This is a genomic window from Sporichthyaceae bacterium, from assembly GCA_036269075.1.
In the GTDB taxonomy this organism is placed as follows: domain Bacteria; phylum Actinomycetota; class Actinomycetes; order Sporichthyales; family Sporichthyaceae; genus DASQPJ01.
This window is the reverse complement of the sequence record DATASX010000015.1, coordinates 1-15,981: the sequence shown is the minus strand read 5'-3', so window position 1 is coordinate 15,981 and position 15,981 is coordinate 1. Positions and strand designations below refer to the sequence as shown.

General features: G+C 71.0%; 12 protein-coding genes and 1 tRNA gene. 3 read left to right on the top strand and 10 right to left on the bottom strand.

All coding sequences use genetic code 11. The features are described 5' to 3' along the window. Positions 1–19: 19 nt before the first annotated feature. From VHU88_02455 to hutH, 6 genes are all read right to left on the bottom strand, one after another. Complete coding sequence (locus tag VHU88_02455; protein HEX3610526.1) at positions 20–1,234, bottom strand: allantoate amidohydrolase; 1,215 nt, start codon at positions 1,232–1,234, stop codon at positions 20–22. A gap of 10 nt (positions 1,235–1,244) precedes the next feature. After that, the gene (locus tag VHU88_02450; GenBank protein HEX3610525.1) at positions 1,245–2,000 is read right to left on the bottom strand and encodes an ABC transporter permease subunit; all 756 of its coding nucleotides are present in this window, start codon (positions 1,998–2,000) and stop codon (positions 1,245–1,247) included. A gap of 4 nt (positions 2,001–2,004) precedes the next feature. Further along, positions 2,005–2,649, bottom strand: coding sequence for an ABC transporter permease subunit (locus VHU88_02445; GenBank protein ID HEX3610524.1), 645 nt, complete (start codon positions 2,647–2,649; stop codon positions 2,005–2,007). Next, the gene (locus tag VHU88_02440) at positions 2,646–4,439 is read right to left on the bottom strand and encodes an ABC transporter ATP-binding protein (GenBank protein ID HEX3610523.1); all 1,794 of its coding nucleotides are present in this window, start codon (positions 4,437–4,439) and stop codon (positions 2,646–2,648) included. Before VHU88_02440 ends, VHU88_02445 begins: the two co-directional genes overlap by 4 nt. A gap of 146 nt (positions 4,440–4,585) precedes the next feature. After that, positions 4,586–6,274, bottom strand: coding sequence for a urocanate hydratase (hutU, locus tag VHU88_02435; protein HEX3610522.1), 1,689 nt, complete (start codon positions 6,272–6,274; stop codon positions 4,586–4,588). Then, the gene (gene hutH, locus VHU88_02430; GenBank protein HEX3610521.1) at positions 6,271–7,800 is read right to left on the bottom strand and encodes a histidine ammonia-lyase; all 1,530 of its coding nucleotides are present in this window, start codon (positions 7,798–7,800) and stop codon (positions 6,271–6,273) included. The genes hutU and hutH overlap by 4 nt, the downstream gene beginning before the upstream one ends. A 147-nt stretch (positions 7,801–7,947) precedes the next feature. Here hutH and VHU88_02425 point away from each other — a divergent pair, with 147 nt between their 5' ends. Both VHU88_02425 and VHU88_02420 read left to right on the top strand, forming a co-directional pair. Continuing rightward, a complete protein-coding gene (locus VHU88_02425) occupies positions 7,948–8,469 on the top strand; it encodes a molybdopterin-dependent oxidoreductase (protein HEX3610520.1) in 522 nt (173 codons plus the stop codon). 141 nt (positions 8,470–8,610) lie between these two features. Next, positions 8,611–10,845: a (Fe-S)-binding protein gene (locus tag VHU88_02420; protein HEX3610519.1), complete on the top strand. Its 2,235-nt coding sequence runs from the start codon at positions 8,611–8,613 to the stop codon at positions 10,843–10,845. A gap of 90 nt (positions 10,846–10,935) precedes the next feature. On the opposite strand, the gene VHU88_02415 is transcribed toward VHU88_02420, so the two are convergent. The 3 genes from VHU88_02415 to VHU88_02405 are packed head-to-tail and all read right to left on the bottom strand — an operon-like array spanning position 10,936 to position 13,934. After that, positions 10,936–11,097, bottom strand: coding sequence for a hypothetical protein (locus tag VHU88_02415; protein ID HEX3610518.1), 162 nt, complete (start codon positions 11,095–11,097; stop codon positions 10,936–10,938). Positions 11,098–11,138: 41 nt separating this feature from the next. After that, positions 11,139–12,440, bottom strand: coding sequence for an MFS transporter (locus VHU88_02410; protein HEX3610517.1), 1,302 nt, complete (start codon positions 12,438–12,440; stop codon positions 11,139–11,141). Between the two features lie 24 nt (positions 12,441–12,464). Further along, the gene (locus tag VHU88_02405; protein HEX3610516.1) at positions 12,465–13,934 is read right to left on the bottom strand and encodes a YdiU family protein; all 1,470 of its coding nucleotides are present in this window, start codon (positions 13,932–13,934) and stop codon (positions 12,465–12,467) included. An 87-nt stretch (positions 13,935–14,021) separates the two neighbouring features. Here VHU88_02405 and VHU88_02400 point away from each other — a divergent pair. Continuing rightward, positions 14,022–14,095: transfer RNA gene (locus VHU88_02400), tRNA-Gly, on the top strand. A gap of 585 nt (positions 14,096–14,680) precedes the next feature. Here VHU88_02400 and VHU88_02395 read toward each other — a convergent pair. Then, the gene (locus VHU88_02395; GenBank protein HEX3610515.1) at positions 14,681–15,472 is read right to left on the bottom strand and encodes an alpha/beta hydrolase; all 792 of its coding nucleotides are present in this window, start codon (positions 15,470–15,472) and stop codon (positions 14,681–14,683) included. Positions 15,473–15,981 lie beyond the last annotated feature (509 nt).

The following is a 15,981-nucleotide window of genomic DNA, read 5'->3' as shown; positions in this document are numbered from 1 at the left end:
CACCACCCCGCCGGACGGGTCATCGGGCGGCCAGGGTCTCGAGGGTGTCGGCCAGGGCGGCGACGCCGGCGCGGCAGTCCTCGGGTTCGGCGTGCTCGTCCGGGGCGTGGGAGACGCCGGTGGGGTTGCGCACGAAAAGCATCACGCTCGGCACGCCGGCCGCCGAGAGCACGCCCGCGTCGTGCCCGGCGCCGGAAGCCAGCACCGGGGCGTCGTCCAACCGGCTGGACACCGCGGCCACCAGGTCGTCGCCGAACTGCACCGCCGGGCTCCACGACTCCTCGACCAGTTCGACCTCGACATCCGGGGCGGCGGCCTGCTCGGCCGCGCGAGCCACGTCCTCGACCACCCGACGCACCGCGGCCGGGTCCGGGCAGCGCGCGTCCAGCCAGATTGTCGCCATCGAGGGGATCACGTTGGTGCCGTTGGGCTCGACCAGCACCCGGCCGACGGTGGCCAACCCGCCGTGCGTCGCAGCCGCCGCCCGGGCCGCGAGCACCGTGCGGGCCAACGGCAGCATCGGGTCGTGCCGGTCGCCCAACGCGGTCGTCCCGGCGTGGTCGGCCCGCCCCCGGAAGCTCAGCCGCCATCGCCCGTGCGGGTGCAGGCCGCCGCCCACCCCGACCGCCCGGGCCGCGTGCACCAGCCCGCGGCCCTGCTCCACGTGCAGCTCGACGAACGTGCCGATGCGCCCGATCCGCTCGGGGTCCCAGCCGATTGCCTCCGGGTCGAGCCCGGCCCGGCCCACGGCTTCCGCGTAGGTCACCCCGGCCGCGTCCCGCAACACCAACGCCTTCTTCGTGGTGATCGCCCCGGTCAGCAGCCGCGACCCCAGGCACGGGACGCCGAACCGCGCGCCCTCCTCCTCGACGAACGCGACCACGGCCACCGGCCGGGTGGGCATTCGGTCGGTCGCCCGCAGCACGTCGATGGCCGCGAACCCGGCGGCCACCCCCAGCGGCCCGTCGAACGCGCCGCCGTCCGGGACGGAGTCCAGGTGCGACCCGGTGACCAACGCAGGCCCGCCGGCGCCGGCGGCGTGCCAGGCCCACAGGTTGCCGTTGCGGTCGGTCTCCAGCTCCAGCCCGCGCCGCGCCGCCTCCTGCGCGAACCACTCGCGCGACTGCATGTCCGGCCCGGTCCAGGAGAACCGGCGGTAGCCGCCGGAGGTCGGGTCGCGCCCTACCTCGCGCAGCGGCTCCCACAGGACGTCGAACGACCCGGTGTCGTCCACCGGGCCGGCCTCAGTACCCCGCGGACGGCGGCTCGTGGGTGCTCGAACCGACCATCGCCATCGGGACCGACGACTCGGCCCGCTGGGCCGGCAGCGACTGCTCGATCTGGCCCGCCGCGCCCGGCGTGACCAGGCCCGCGCCGAACCAGGCGATCAGTAGGTCGACGGCCACGGCCAGCGCGGCCAGCAGCACGCCGCCGGCGGCGATCATCCCGTAGTCATGGATCTGCGGCGACTGCCCATCGATGATCATCCGGCCCAGCCCGCCGGCACCGACGTACGCGGCAACCGCGGCCATCATGATCACCTGGACCGCGGCCCGCCGCACCCCGCGCACCAGCGCCGGCATAGCGATCGGGATCTCGACCTCGTGCAACACCTGGCCGGGCAACATCCCGCAGGCCCGGGCCGAGTCGACCACGGCCCGGTCGACCAACCGGACCCCGGTGTACCCGGCCGACATCATCGGCGGGATTCCCAGCAGCGCGAGCATGAAGAACGCCGGCCCACTGCCGGTGCCGACCTTCATCGCGAAGTAGACGAGGACGCCGAGCGGGGCCAGCACCCGGCCGGCTCCCCAGAACAGGATCGGGACGTCGTCGCCCCGGCCGCTGTGCCCGACCGCGATCCCCACCGGGATCGCGATGATCGCGGCGGCGAGCAGCGCGGAGAACGACAGCACCACATGCTCGGACAGGCGCTGCAGCATCCCGGTCGAACCGCTCCAGTGCGAGGAGGTCGACAGGTACGTCCAGAGCAGGTTCATCGGATCACCGCACCGGAGCCAGGCGGGCCCAGGGCGCCAACGCCCGCTGCGCCCGCAGCAGCAGGACCTCGACGGAGGCGGCCAGCACCGCGACCACCGCGGCGCCGGATAGCACCTCGGCGTCGGACCGGGTGGCGAAACCGTCGGTGAAGGTCAGGCCCAAGCCGCCGCCGCCGATCAGCGCGGCGAGCGTGGCCAGGCCGATCGCGGTGACTGCCGCGGTCCGCAGCCCTTCGACCAGGGTCGGGACGGCAGCAGGCAGTTCGACCTGCCAGGCCCGCGCGGTCGGTGTGAAGCCGAGGGCATCGGCGGTGTCGACGAGTTGCTGCGGCACCTCGGCCAGGCCGGTGACGACCGACCGGGTGAGCATGAACGTGGTCAGCAGTGTGATCCCGACGACCACGTTCACGCGGGCGCTGAGCGTGGTCTGCAGCAACCCGGGCAGCACGACGAACCACGCCAGCGCCGGGATCGCCTCGAACAGTGCGCACAGCCCCAGCGCGGCCCGGCGCGAGGCCTCGGTCCGAGCAACCACCATGCCCAGCGGCACCGCGATCAGCACCCCGAGCAGCAGCGGGATCAGTGCCATGACCAGGTGCGCGGCAAGCATTGTGCCCAGCGGACTCCGGTTGTCCCAGGCCCAGGTCATCGGCCGCCGTCCTCGTCGTCGTGCGGTGCCTCCGGCGCGGTGTCGGGTACCTCCAGCCACTGGCCGGTCTCCGAGGACCACTCCCAACGCACGGCGCCGGTCTTGGGCGTGGTCGCCGTGCTCGGCGCCGGGTCGGCCTCGGTGGTCTCGGCGGAGTCGGTAGACGCGGTGGACTCGCTGGACGCGGCGGCGGTGGCCTCGGTGGACACGCTGGAGTACTCACCCTCGGCCGGGTCCTCGCCGCCGATCAGCCACTTGGTGACCGGGTCGAGGGTGCCGTTGGTCGGCCGGGCAGCCGGGGTCGGGGTGCTCTCCCCACCCCGGATCGTGGGCACGGTCGCGGGCTTGGACTGGGTGGGGCGGAGCACCGGGGCCGGCGTCGGCGTCGGGACGACCGGAGTGTGCCGCGCAGCTTCCTTGACCACCGGCGGTGGTGTCTGCACGGTCGTCGAGCGGCGCGCTTCGGCGCCCGGCTCGGACGAACCGCCGGGCTCCTCGCGGGTGGTCCAGGTGGTGCCCATCGGTTCGTCACGCAGCAGGTCGTGGAACTCGTCCGGCAGACCCGGCTCGTGGGCAGGATGGGCGGTCGAAGGTAAGGGACCCTGCGCCTCGGCCGGCGTCGGGGCCGGTGCGACCGGCTTCGCGATGCCCAGGATCGCCGGTCCGCTGGACGCGCTCGGACCGGCCCACAGGTGCGGCGGCAAGGTCGACAAGTAGCGCGCGATCTCCGCGTGGTTGACCACGCCGAGGGCCATCCCGGCGTCGTCCAGGCAGACCGCCAAACCCGACGGGGCCAGGATCGCCGCGTCGAGGGCGGCCAGGATGCTCTCGTCGGCGTAGAAGCTGCCGCCCAGCGGATGGACGACCGGTCCGGAGATGATCTGATCCGGCGTCAGTACCCGGGAGTCGACCCAGCCCCGGGGGCGCCGCTCGGAGTCCAGCACGATCAGCCAGCGCTCGCCGAAGGTGTCCGAGACCGAGCGCGCGCGGGCCCCGGTGCTGCCCGCCTGGATGGTGGCCGCCGGGGTCAGCGGCAGCTCGGCGGCGGGCAGGAACGTCAGCTTGCGGATACCCCGGTCGCGACCGAGCAGGTCGGCCACGTACTCGCTGCCGGGCTGGGCCAGCATCGTCTGCGGGGTCGCCAGCTGGACCATGCGCCCGCCGGCCATCACCGCGATCTGGTCGCCGAGCTTGATGGCCTCGTCGATGTCGTGGGTGGCGAACAGGATCGTCTTGGGCGCGACGCGCTGCAGTTCCAGCAGGTCGTCCTGCAGGTCCTGACGCACTGCCGGATCCAGCGCGGAGAACGGGGAGTCCATCAGCAGGATCGGCGGGTCCGAGGCCAGGGCGCGCGCCATCGCGACCCGGGCCTGCTGCCCGGCCGACAACTGCGCCGGGTACTTGTCGGCGAACGCGGGGGTCAGGCCGACCCGCTCGAGCAGACCCACGGCGATCCGCCGGGCGTCGCCGCGGCCGATGCCGAGCAGCAGCGGCACGGTCTCGATGTTGCGGATCACGGTGCGGTGCGGGAACAACCCGCCCGGGACGACGTATCCGATGCCCCGCCGCAGCACCGACCGCCGGACCGCCGTGTTCACGTTGCCGTCGATCGAGACCCGGCCGGCCGACGGGTCCAGCATCCGGTTGACCATCCGGAGCAGGGTCGTCTTCCCGCACCCGGGCGGCCCGATCAGAACCGTCGTCCGCCCCGTCGGGGCGACCAGATTCACGTCGTCCACGGCCACGGTCCCGCCGGGGAAGACCTTCGTCACGCCTTCGAACTCGATCACCGGACAGACCACCGGACGCAGGCCGGGGGACGCGCGGGCGCCCCGAGATTAATGACCGGTCCAACCTAACCCGGTTGATCCTCGCCGGCGTCGCGGCCACGCGGGAAACGGGGTGCGTCCTGAGCGTAATTGTGACCTGACGGTGATCAGTCACTTACAGATTGTCCGGACTTGTCCTGCATCGGGACGGGCAGTCCGCGCTCGTCGGCGACCTCGCGGGCCCGGTCGTAACCGGCGTCCACGTGCCGCAGCACCCCGGTCGCCGGGTCGTTGGACAGCACTCGTTCCAGCTTCTGCGCGGCCAACCTGGTGCCGTCGGCCACGCAGACCTGACCGGCGTGGATCGAGCGCCCCATCCCGACCCCGCCGCCGTGGTGGATCGAGACCCAGCTGGCTCCCGACGCCACGTTCACCATCGCGTTCAGCAGCGGCCAGTCGGCGATCGCGTCGGAGCCGTCGAGCATCGCCTCGGTCTCCCGGTAGGGGGAGGCCACCGAGCCGCAGTCCAGGTGGTCGCGGCCGATCACGATCGGAGCCCGCACCCGCCCGGTCGCGACCATCTGGTTGAACTCCAGCCCGGCGCGGTCGCGTTCACCGGCGCCGAGCCAGCAGATCCGCGCGGGCAGGCCCTGGAACTGCACCTTCTCCCGGGCCGCGGCGATCCACCGGGTCACGCCGTGGTTGTCGGCGAACAGCGTCGTGATCGCGTCGTCGGTGGCGGCGATGTCGGCCGGGTCGCCGGACAGCGCGACCCAGCGGAACGGGCCCTTGCCCTCGCAGAACAGCGGACGGATGTAGGCGGGCACGAAGCCGGGGAAGTCGAAGGCCCGCCGATACCCGGCGTTCTGCGCCTCAACCCGGATCGAGTTGCCGTAGTCGAAGACCTCCGCGCCGCGGTCGGCGAACCCGACCATGGCCTCGACGTGGGCGGCCATCGAGTCCCGGGCCCGGCGGATCACGTTGTCCGGGTCCTCGGCGCGGGCCCGGGCCCACTGCTCCAGCGACATCCCGCTCGGCAGGTACATCAGCGGGTCGTGGGCCGAGGTCTGGTCGGTGACGACGTCGATGCCCGGCCCGCGGCCGAGCAGGTCCGGCAGCACCTCGGCGGCGTTGCCGAGCACCCCGATCGACAGCGGCCGCTTTTGCGCCCGGGCGTCCTCCGCCTGCCACAAGGCGTCGTCCAGCGAACCGGCGTAGGCGTCCAGGTAGCCCTGGTCGAGCCGGCGGCGGATCCGGGTCGGGTCGCACTCTACGACGATCGCCACGCCGCCGTTCATCGTCACCGCCAGCGGCTGGGCCCCGCCCATGCCGCCCAGGCCGGCAGTCAGGGTGATCGTCCCGCACAGCGTGCCGTCGAATCGCTTGGTCGCCACCGCGGCGAACGTCTCGTAAGTGCCCTGCAGGATTCCCTGCGAGCCGATGTAGATCCAGGAGCCGGCGGTCATCTGCCCGAACATCGTCAGGCCTGCTGCCTCCAGGCGCCGGAACTCCGACCAGTTGGCCCAGTCCGGCACCAGGTTGGAGTTCGCGATCAGCACCCGCGGGGCCCACTCGTGGGTACGCAGCACCCCGACCGGGCGCCCGGACTGGACCAGCATGGTCTCGTCCGGGGCGAGGTCGGTCAGCGTGCGGATCAGCGCGTGGTAGCTCGGCCAGTCGCGGGCGGCCTTGCCGCTGCCGCCGTAGACGATCAACTCGTCGGGGTTCTCGGCCACGTCCGGGTCGAGGTTGTTGTTGAGCATCCGCAGGGCCGCTTCGGTCTGCCAGGTCCGGGCCGTGAGCTCGGTCCCGCGGGCCGCTCGGATCTGAGGCGGCGTCACCTGAGGTTGGGTCACTTCAGTGCTCCCACGACGGTCTGGACGGCGTCGAGCAGTTCACCCGAGCGGACGGCGGCCACCGTCGCCTCGATGTCGGCGGACAGGTACCGGTCCGGCCCCGGCCCGGGGACGTGACGCCGCAGCGCGGCCAGTGCCGCGCCGGTGCCGGGGGCTGGACGCAGCGGCGCCCGTAGGTCCAGCGCCCGGGCGGCGGTGAGCAGTTCGATCGCCACCACCCGGGTCAACCCGTCGACGGATCGGCGCAACTTGCGTGCGGCGGCCCAGCCCATGGAGACATGGTCCTCCTGCATGGCCGAGGACGGGATCGAGTCCACGCTCGCCGGGGCGGCCAACCGCTTCAGTTCCGAGACGATCCCGGCCTGCGTGTACTGGGCGATCATGTAGCCGGAGTCGACCCCGGGGTCGTCGGCCAGGAACGCGGGCAGGCCGGAGCGGCCCCGGTCGAGCATCCGGTCGGTGCGGCGTTCGCTGATCGAGGCCACGTCCGCCGCCGCGATCGCCAGGAAGTCCAACGCGTAGGCGACCGGGGCGCCGTGGAAGTTGCCGTTGGACTCGATCCGGCCGTCGGCCAGCACGACCGGGTTGTCGATCGCCGCGGCGAGTTCTCGTCCGGCGACGGTACGGGCGTGGGTCACGGTGTCCCGGGCAGCCCCGGCCACGGCCGGGGCGCAGCGCAGCGAGTAGGCGTCCTGCACCCGCGGGTCCTCCGGCCCGGCGTGCGAGGCCACGATCGGCGAGCCGGCCAGCAGCGTGCGCAGATTCGCGGTGGAATCGGCCTGCCCGGGGTGGGGCCGCAGCGCGGCGAGGTCGGCCGCGAACACCCGGTCGGTGCCCAGCAGCGCCTCGATGCTCATCGCGGCGGCCAGGTCGGCGTGCTTGAGCAGGTCCGCCAGGTCGTGGCAGGCCAGCACCAACATGCCGAGCATCCCGTCGGTGCCGTTGACCAGCGCCAGGCCCTCCTTCTCGACCAGCGTGATCGGCTCCAGATCCGCGCCGGCCAGCGCCTGCGCTGCCGGCCGGAGTTCGCCGGCCCGGTCGCGGACCCAGCCCTCGCCGAGCAGCACCAGCGCGACGTGCGCCAGCGGGGCGAGGTCGCCGGAGCAGCCCAGGCTGCCGTATTCCGGGACGAGGGGGGTCAGGCCCGCGTTCAGCAGGCCGGCCAGCGCCTGCGCCGTCTGTGGCCGCACCCCGGTCCGGCCGGTGGCCATCGTGCGCAGCCGCAGCAGCATCATCGCTCGCACGACCTCGCGCTCGACCTCCGGACCGGTGCCCGCCGCGTGCGACCGGATCAGGCTCAGTTGGAGGCGGGCCCGATCGGCCGGCGGGATGTGCCGGGTCGCCAGCGCGCCGAACCCGGTGGAGATCCCGTACACGGCCAGGTCGGAGGCGGCGAGTTCCTCGACCCGCTCACGGGCGCGGGCGATCGCGGCTACGGCTGCCTCGGTCAGGGCGACGGGAACGTGCTCCCGGGCGACCGCCACCACCTGCGCGGCGTCCAGCGCCGTGCCGTCGATATCGATCATGTCCCGCACCCGCCCATTTGAGCACTTCGCCCGACACTGGGAGATTTCGACCACGCCGTGTGACCATGAGCGCGCGACCCGCACGAGCGGGCGCGTCCGAACGTGGCAAGCCCCGTATCTGATGCTTTGTCAGCCCAGGAGGCTCTCGTGTTCCGATTCGTTCCGCTGGCCCTGTCCGCATTGCTGCTCGCCGGCGGGGTCGCCGGCGCGGAAGTCGCGACCGGCTCGTCGGCTTCCGCCGCGGGCGGAGGCGTCGCGATCACCGGGCACGTGAAGCACCCCTTGCACCTGCGGCTCGCGGACCTCGCCAAGTACCCGCAGCACACGGTGCAGGTCACGTTCGTCGGCGGTAAGCCGGAGCGGACCCAGAACCACACCTTCTCCGGCCCGCTGCTGATCGACGTGCTCAACGCCGCCGGGCCCCAGTTCGACGCCGCGGCCAAGAACGACGCATTGCGCTGGGGAATCCTGGTGACCGGCTCGGGCAACTACCGGGCGCTGATCGCCTGGAGCGAGCTCGACCCGCATCTGGGTGCCAAGCAGGTCCTGCTGTCCATGACCGAGGACGGCAAGCCGTTGGACGCCCCGCGGATCGCGCTGCCGGACGACAAGGGCGGCGGCCGGTACGTCGGCGGCGTGACCGATGTGCGGCTCAGCCCGGTCGGGTGAGTCGGCCGGATGTCGGTCGTTGTTACTCCTGAGTATTATTGCGCGGTCGCGGCACCCCGGTCGGAGCTTCGCCGAGCGATAACGTCGCGGCAGCGCGGGCGCCTACGAGCGCCGCCGGTCCCCGAATTCAGGGAGTGACGAATGACCGCCGTCCGGATCATCGTCGGCCTGGGCATGACACTGGCCGTGTTGCCGATCGCGGGACGCCGGGGGTGGTGGCTGTACCGGTTGGCGATGACCGGACAGCCGGATCCGGACCGGTTGAAGAACGTGTCGCGGCCGAAGATCGGTTCGGCGATCAAGCGCCAGGTGATCGAGGTCTTCGCGCAGAAGAAGCTGCTGAAGTGGTCGATCCCCGGGGCGGCGCACTTCTTCGTGTTCTGGGCGTTCCTGATCCTGGGCACGGTCTACCTGGAGGCCTACGGGTCGCTGTTCTCGGACAAGTTCCACATCCCGCTGGTCGGGCACTGGGAGGTGCTCGGGTTCGCCCAGGACACGATCGCGTTGCTCGCGATGCTGGGCATCGTCACGTTCGCGGCCATCCGCTTCAAGGACTCACCGGCCCGGTTGGACCGCAAATCGCGCTTCAAGGGTTCGCACACCGGCGGCGCGTGGCTGATCCTGTTCATGATTTTCAACGTCCTCTGGACGATGTTCTTCTTCCGCGGTGTGTCCTGGGCGAACGGGAATCTGCCCTACGACAACGGCGCCTACATGTCCAAGCTGGTGGGCAAGGCGTTCGCGCACATCCACAACGGGCACGTGCTGGACTGGCTGGAGACCGTCGGCCTGCTCATGCACATCGGCGTGATGCTGAGCTTCCTGGTGATCGTCGTCTACTCCAAGCACATGCACATCTTCATCGCGCCGTTGAACGTGGCGTTCGCGCGCAAGCCGGACGGCCTGGGTCCGCTGCTGCCGATGCAGTCGGCGGGCAAGGTGCTGGACTTCGAGGAGGCCGACCCCGACGTCGACATCTTCGGGCGCTCGAAGATCGAGGACTTCACGTGGAAGGGGTTCCTGGACTTCGCCACGTGCACCGAGTGCGGGCGCTGCCAGTCGCAGTGCCCGGCCTGGAACACCGGCAAGCCACTGTCGCCGAAGATGTTGATCCTCGAACTGCGCGACCACGCCTTCGCGAAGGCGCCGTGGCTGCTGGCCACCGAGGAGCAGCGGGCCGGGCTTTCCGACGAGATCAAGGCCGAGGCCGCACGACCGCTGGTGGGGACGGCGGAGGAGGGCGGGGTCATCGACCCCGACGTGCTGTGGTCGTGCACGAACTGCGGGGCGTGCGTGGAGCAGTGCCCGGTCGACATCGAGCACATCGACCACATCGTCGACATGCGTCGCTACCAGACCATGATCGAATCGAGCTTCCCCTCCGAGGCCGGGGGGATGCTCAAGAACCTGGAGAAGGCCGGCAACCCGTGGGGTATGCCCGGCCGCATGCGCACCGAGTGGACCAAGGACCTCGGGTTCAAGGTCCCCGTGGTCGGTGAGGACGTGCAGGACGCCGCCGAGCTGGACTACCTGTTCTGGGTCGGCTGTGCCGGTTCGTTGGACGACAAGGCGCAGAAGACCACCAAGGCCGTCGCGGAACTGCTGCACATCGCCGGGGTGAAGTACGCGATCCTCGGGCAGGCCGAGACCTGCACCGGCGACCCGGCCCGGCGCATGGGCAACGAATTCGTGTTCCAGATGCTGGCCCAGCAGAACATCGAGACCCTGAATGAGGCCAAGGTCACCAAGATCGTGGCGACCTGCCCGCACTGCTTCAACACGATCGGGCGGGAGTACGGACAACTCGGCGGCTCGTTCGAGGTCCTGCACCACACCCAGTTGCTGAACGAACTGGTCGCCGCCGGGAAGTTGGTCCCGACCCAGCCGGTGGCCGGTTCGGCGACTTACCACGACCCGTGCTTCCTGGGTCGGCACAACAAGGTCTACTCCCCGCCGCGCGAGCTGATCGCGGCAGTGTCGAATGGCGGGGGAGGCGGGCTCGAGTTCAAGGAAATGGAACGCTCGAAGGAACGCTCCTTCTGCTGCGGCGCCGGCGGTGCCCGCATGTGGATGGAGGAGACCATCGGTCAGCGGATCAACGACAACCGCACCGAGGAGGCCCTGACCCTCTCCCCGGACGCCATCATCACCGGCTGCCCGTTCTGCAAGACGATGCTCTCCGACTCGGTGGCCGCCAAGCAGTCCTCCGGCGCGGCCCCGGAGACCCTCGAGGTCATCGACGTTGCCCAACTGCTCGTCCGCGCCATGAAGCCGGTCAAGGTCGGTCTGGCCGCCGAGGGGCCGTCCGCGGGTGAGGACCCGGCCGGACCCGGTGAGCCGCTCGACTCCGACCCGGGCGCCGGCACTGAGGGCTGAGCCCTCGACACACCTCATCCAATGGGTGCGTCCGCGCCCTTCCCGAAGCAGGAAGGGCGCGGACGCGCCCACATGATGGGGAAATCGGGGTCAGCGGCGGTTGAACAGGCCGCGCAGCCCGCGGCCGGGTACCGGGTTGTGGCCCGGGCAGCGCTGCTCGTCCGGGACCCCGGCCAGCGCTTCCTCGATGTGCTCGCCACAGCCGGTCCAGCCGATCTTGCCGCAGGTCCGGCACTGCACGGCATGACACATCGGGCTACTCCTCGGGTTCGCGGGCTGGGAACGACACGATCTCAGATAGCGACGGCCGGCGCAGGTGCGCGGTCCGCTTCGTCGGGAGCGGGAAATCTCGGCCGGCTCTCCGGGGTGAGCAGTGCGAACGTCAGCGAGACCGCGGCGACCCCGCAGATGTATGCGGCCACCGACCAGGACTTGCCGTGGGAGGAGCGCAGCAGCGCCTGGGCGATTGTGGGCGCCGGCCCGCCGAGCGCGACCGTGGCCAACTGGACGCCGAGGCCCGCGCCGGTGACCCGGAACTTCGCCGGGAACAGCTCGGGGAACCAGGCGCCCTGCGTCGTGTACATGGCCATGCTCGGCAGGATCAGGCCGTCGAACGCCGCGACCCCACCGACGAACGTGCCGCTGTCCAGCGCCCGGAACGCCGGGAACGCCAGCACGATCGCGGCCGAGGCCCCGAGCACGTAGACCGTGCGTCGGCCGATCAGGTCGCCGGCCCGACCGAACAACGGGTTCACCGCGCAGGCGACCAGCACCGCAGTCAGCATGACCTCGAGCATCTCGGTGCGGGAGTAACCGGCACGGGCGATCCCGTAGGCCAACACGAAGGCCAGCGAGACGAACGTCAGTGTCGTGACGATCAGGTGCATGCCGGTGACCCGCAGGATCATCCACCAGTGCGTGCGCACGGCCGGGATCACCGGCACCTTGGCCTGCTGCTCGGCGGCGGCCAACTCGGTGAACACCGGCGACTCGACCACCCGCAACCGCACGAACAACCCGACGGCCAGCAGCAGACCGGAGACCAGGAACGGGATCCGCCAACCCCAGTCGAGGAACTGAGCATTCGTCAGTTCCTGGGAGAGGATCAGCACGGTCGCGGTGGACAGCAGGATGCCGCCCAACGCTCCGGCCTGGACCCACTGCCCGAACCGGGCGCGGGAACGGGTCGGGGCGTGCTCGAAGACCAGTGTCGCGGCGCCGGACCACTCGCCGCCCAGCGCGAAACCCTGGATCACCCGCAGCCCGGTCAGCAGCACCGGGGCGCCCAGGCCGATGCTGTCGTAGGTCGGCAGCAGGCCGATCGCGACCGTGGCAAGCCCCATCATCGTCAGCGACGCGACCAGAGTCGCCTTGCGCCCGATGCGGTCGCCGAAGTGGCCCATGACCAACCCGCCTATCGGGCGGGTGACGAACCCGGCGGCGAAGGTCCCGAACGAGGCCAGCGTCCCGGCGGACGGGTCGAGGTGCGGGAAGAACAACCGGTTGAACACCAGCGCCGACATCGTCCCGTAGAGGAAGAAGTCGAACCACTCGATCGTCGTGCCGACCAGGCCGGACAGGAGGACGCGCCGCACTTCCGGGCTTCGGGTCGAGGCCACTCAGGTCCCGCAGAACGTGCGGTACGGACCGAAGTCGTCGGGCGCGCCCGACGCGAACGCCTCCATCCCGGGCCGCTCGTCGAACGGGCGGGTGATCGCCTCCAGCAGGGCGCGGGCCGGGTCGAGGTCGCCTGCGTCGGCCGCGGCCAGGGCGGCCTCCACCAGGTGGTTGCGCGGGATGTAGACCGGGTTCACCCGGCCCATGGCGGCAGCGGCAGCCACCGGGTCGGGCAGTTCGGAGCGCCACCGGGCGGCCCATTCCAGAACTGGCGCCGGGTCGTCGAACGTCGCCGCGAGCGGCGCGGTGTCCTCCCGCAGCAAGGCCGCCAGGGCGCGGAAGCTGTTGGTCCAGTCGGCCCGGGTGCCGGCGGCCAGGGCGAGGAACTCATTGAGCAGTACGGGTTCGCCGCTGGGCACCGGCAGCCCGAGTTTCGTGTACATCAGCGTCAGCCACTGGGCCTCGAACTCGTCGGCGAACGCGTCGAGGGCGCCGCGGGCGATCTCCACGGCGGCCTCGTTGTTCTCGTCGAGCAGGGGCAGCAGCGACTCGGCGAACCGGGTCAGGTTCCACAAGGTGATCGGCGGCTGGTTGCGGTAGGCGTAGCGGCCCATCTCGTCGATCGAGCTGAACACCGCGTTCGGGTTGAACGCGTCGAGGAACGCGCAGGGTCCGTAGTCGATGGTCTCGCCGGAGATCGTCACGTTGTCGGTGTTCATGACGCCGTGCACGAACCCGACGGCCATCCAGCGCGCGACCAGCGCGGCCTGCGCGCCGACCACCGCGGACAGCAGGGCGCGGTACGGGTTCGGCGCCTGGGCGGCCTCCGGGTAGTGCCGCCAGATCGCGTAATCAGCCAAGGCCCGCAGCATGACGGGGTCCGCCCCGGCCCGGGCGTACTGGAAGCTGCCCACGCGCAGGTGGCTGGCCGCCACCCGGGTCAGCACGGCCCCGGGCAGCGAACCGGTGTCGCGGGTGACCGCCTGGCCGGTGGTGACCACGGCCAGCGCCCGGCTGGTCGGGATCCCCAGCGCGTGCATGCCCTCACCGATCAGGTACTCGCGCAGCATCGGCCCGAGCGCCGCGCGGCCGTCGGCCCCGCGGGCGTACGGGGTCCGCCCGCTGCCCTTGAAGTGCAGGTCGCAGCGCCGACCGGCGGTGTCGACGAGCTCGCCGAGCAGCAGCGCCCGGCCGTCGCCCAGCCGCGGGACGTAGTTGCCGAACTGGTGGCCGGCGTAGGCCTGCGCCACGTTCGCCGCCCCGTCCGGCGCGGTGTTCCCGGCCAGGACCGAGACCCCGGCCGGCGACCGCAGCGCCTCGAGGTCGAGCCCGAGCTCGGCGGCCAACGACTCGTTGAGCAGCACCAACTCGGGCGCGGGCGCCGGCGCGGCCTGCCACGGCAGGAACATCCCGGGCAGGTCGCGCACGAACGAGTTGTCGAAGTTCAGACGCAGATCGGTGGCCACACTCACGTATTCGAGGCTAGCAACCGCTGCGGTCGCCCGGCCCCCAGCGAGCCGTCGGCCAGGCGTACACTTTTGATCGCGCTCCGGCGCATCGCGGGTGTAGTTCAATGGCAGAACATCAGCTTCCCAAGCTGACAGTGCGGGTTCGATTCCCGCTACCCGCTCCACCGAAAAGCCTTTCTGAGCTGGGGTTTCTCCCCGAATCCAACTTCCATCGTCCACCGTGGTCCGCTGTGGTACGCCCTGGTCCACCGGGTTTTAGCCCACGTTTAGCCCACGCCGATCAGTGGTCAGATCACCGGCGTGGCCGGGTCGACCGTCCGTGCGGCGCCGGATGGCCCGGTCGGTGCGAGAGCTTCTGGTTGTCGTCCACCTGGCAGCCGAGCGAGCGACGGGCGCGGCCGGTGGCTCTGAGGGTCCGGGTTCCCGAACGCGTGGCGCCGTTGAGTGTGCGGATGTTCCTCGCGCTGTTCATGCCGGTCCGTCGCGGTACCGCGCTGCTGTCACCGAAGCCGTTGGAAGTTGCAGTTCGCGCGGCGGTACTTGACCGACCGGTGCGACGCGACGGTGCGCGTCAGCATCTGGCCCAGGTTCCGCGTTGAGCTCGTTCCACGAGGCTTTAGGCCAGTCCGGTCACGGACATTGCGAGTCTCTTCGGGGACGTCTGGGGGACACGCTGGCGCTGCCGTCGAGCGCGCATCATGGCGACGACTTCGCCGGTTGCCGCAGTTGTCGGCGGCACGAAGTCGGCGTCAACTCACGAGGAAACGCTGGACCGCTTCCAGCACGTGCCCTCTCGATGGTCCGAGCCAGGCGAAGTGATTCCAGGCTGCTGTCTCCACAACCTGGCAGGCCGGAATCTTGTCCGCGAAGTCATCTGCGTGCGCGAAGCTGACTCCGCCGTCAAGGCGCGACGCCGTCACCAAAGTCGGGCACGGAATCGAACGCAAGACCGTCTCCCGGTACCGCGAGCGGTCCGCGGACGCCTGCCGGACGTCGATCATGAACCCATAGCCCGAGGACATCTGGGAGAACGTGCTCCGAGCCGCAGCCCGGTCCTCGGCGGTCCAGTCCGCCCACCACCGTTCGACAGGCGCCGTCGAGAGCTGGGCCATCATCGCGCGCAGCCCCCGATCAGTGGACGTGAGGGCCCGCACGACCGGCCAGGTGATCCGCGCGGATCGCGGCCCGAAGAGGACCGGGGCTCCTAATCGTTCCCAGACGGAGTCGGGGTAGGGCAACGAGGAAGGCGCGCAGCTGTGCAGGACCAGGCGGGGGCAGAGATGTCGCAAGCCGGTCGCGACGTGAACGGCCTGGAGGCCCCCGAAGCTCACGCCGACCGCTGCCACCGCAGAGTCAATGCCCAACAGCTCGCAACACTGCGCGACCGCGGGCACAAACTCTGCCGCCGTCAGCGGGCCGACATCCGTGCGGCCATAGCCCGGGCGGGAGAAGCTAAGCGTGCGATAGCCCACCTCGTTGTACATCTCGGACCCGAGTGGCGTGGCCGCAGTCGTGTGACCCCCAGGAAAGATCAAGACCACGTCGCCTACGCCCGGACTGAGCGCAACCTCGACAACGCCCAGCGACGTGTTCAGCTCCCGCGTAACCACGTCCTCATTCTTGTACGACGGCGGTGCCGCGGGAGCCCGCCCTGCACCGGAGCGCGAAGAGGGGGTCGGCTCGCGGTTCGCTCATCGGTTGGCGCTTCCTGCCAGCGCCTTGAAAGGGCGAGCCATAAGGGCCGCGGGCCTGCGACTATGCAGCCGACAGCGCCACTAGCTGCGGTTTCTGTTTCCGGCGGTTGCGGATGTCCGTGGCCGCTGTTCGACCTCGCGTGTACCCGCTGTGTACCGGAACCTCGGTCTGTCGACTTCCGCAGTCCGTACGTTGACCCCCGTAGGCGATTGGGGTCCAATCGGCTCGTCCGGTGGTGCGCGATCTGGATGGGGGCCATCCGTGGCTTCGGAGCGGGTGCGTCTCGAAGGGCCCATGGCGACCTCGCTGCTGACCCTCTACGGCAAGGCGATCGACGCGGGGCGGAGGCGGCCTG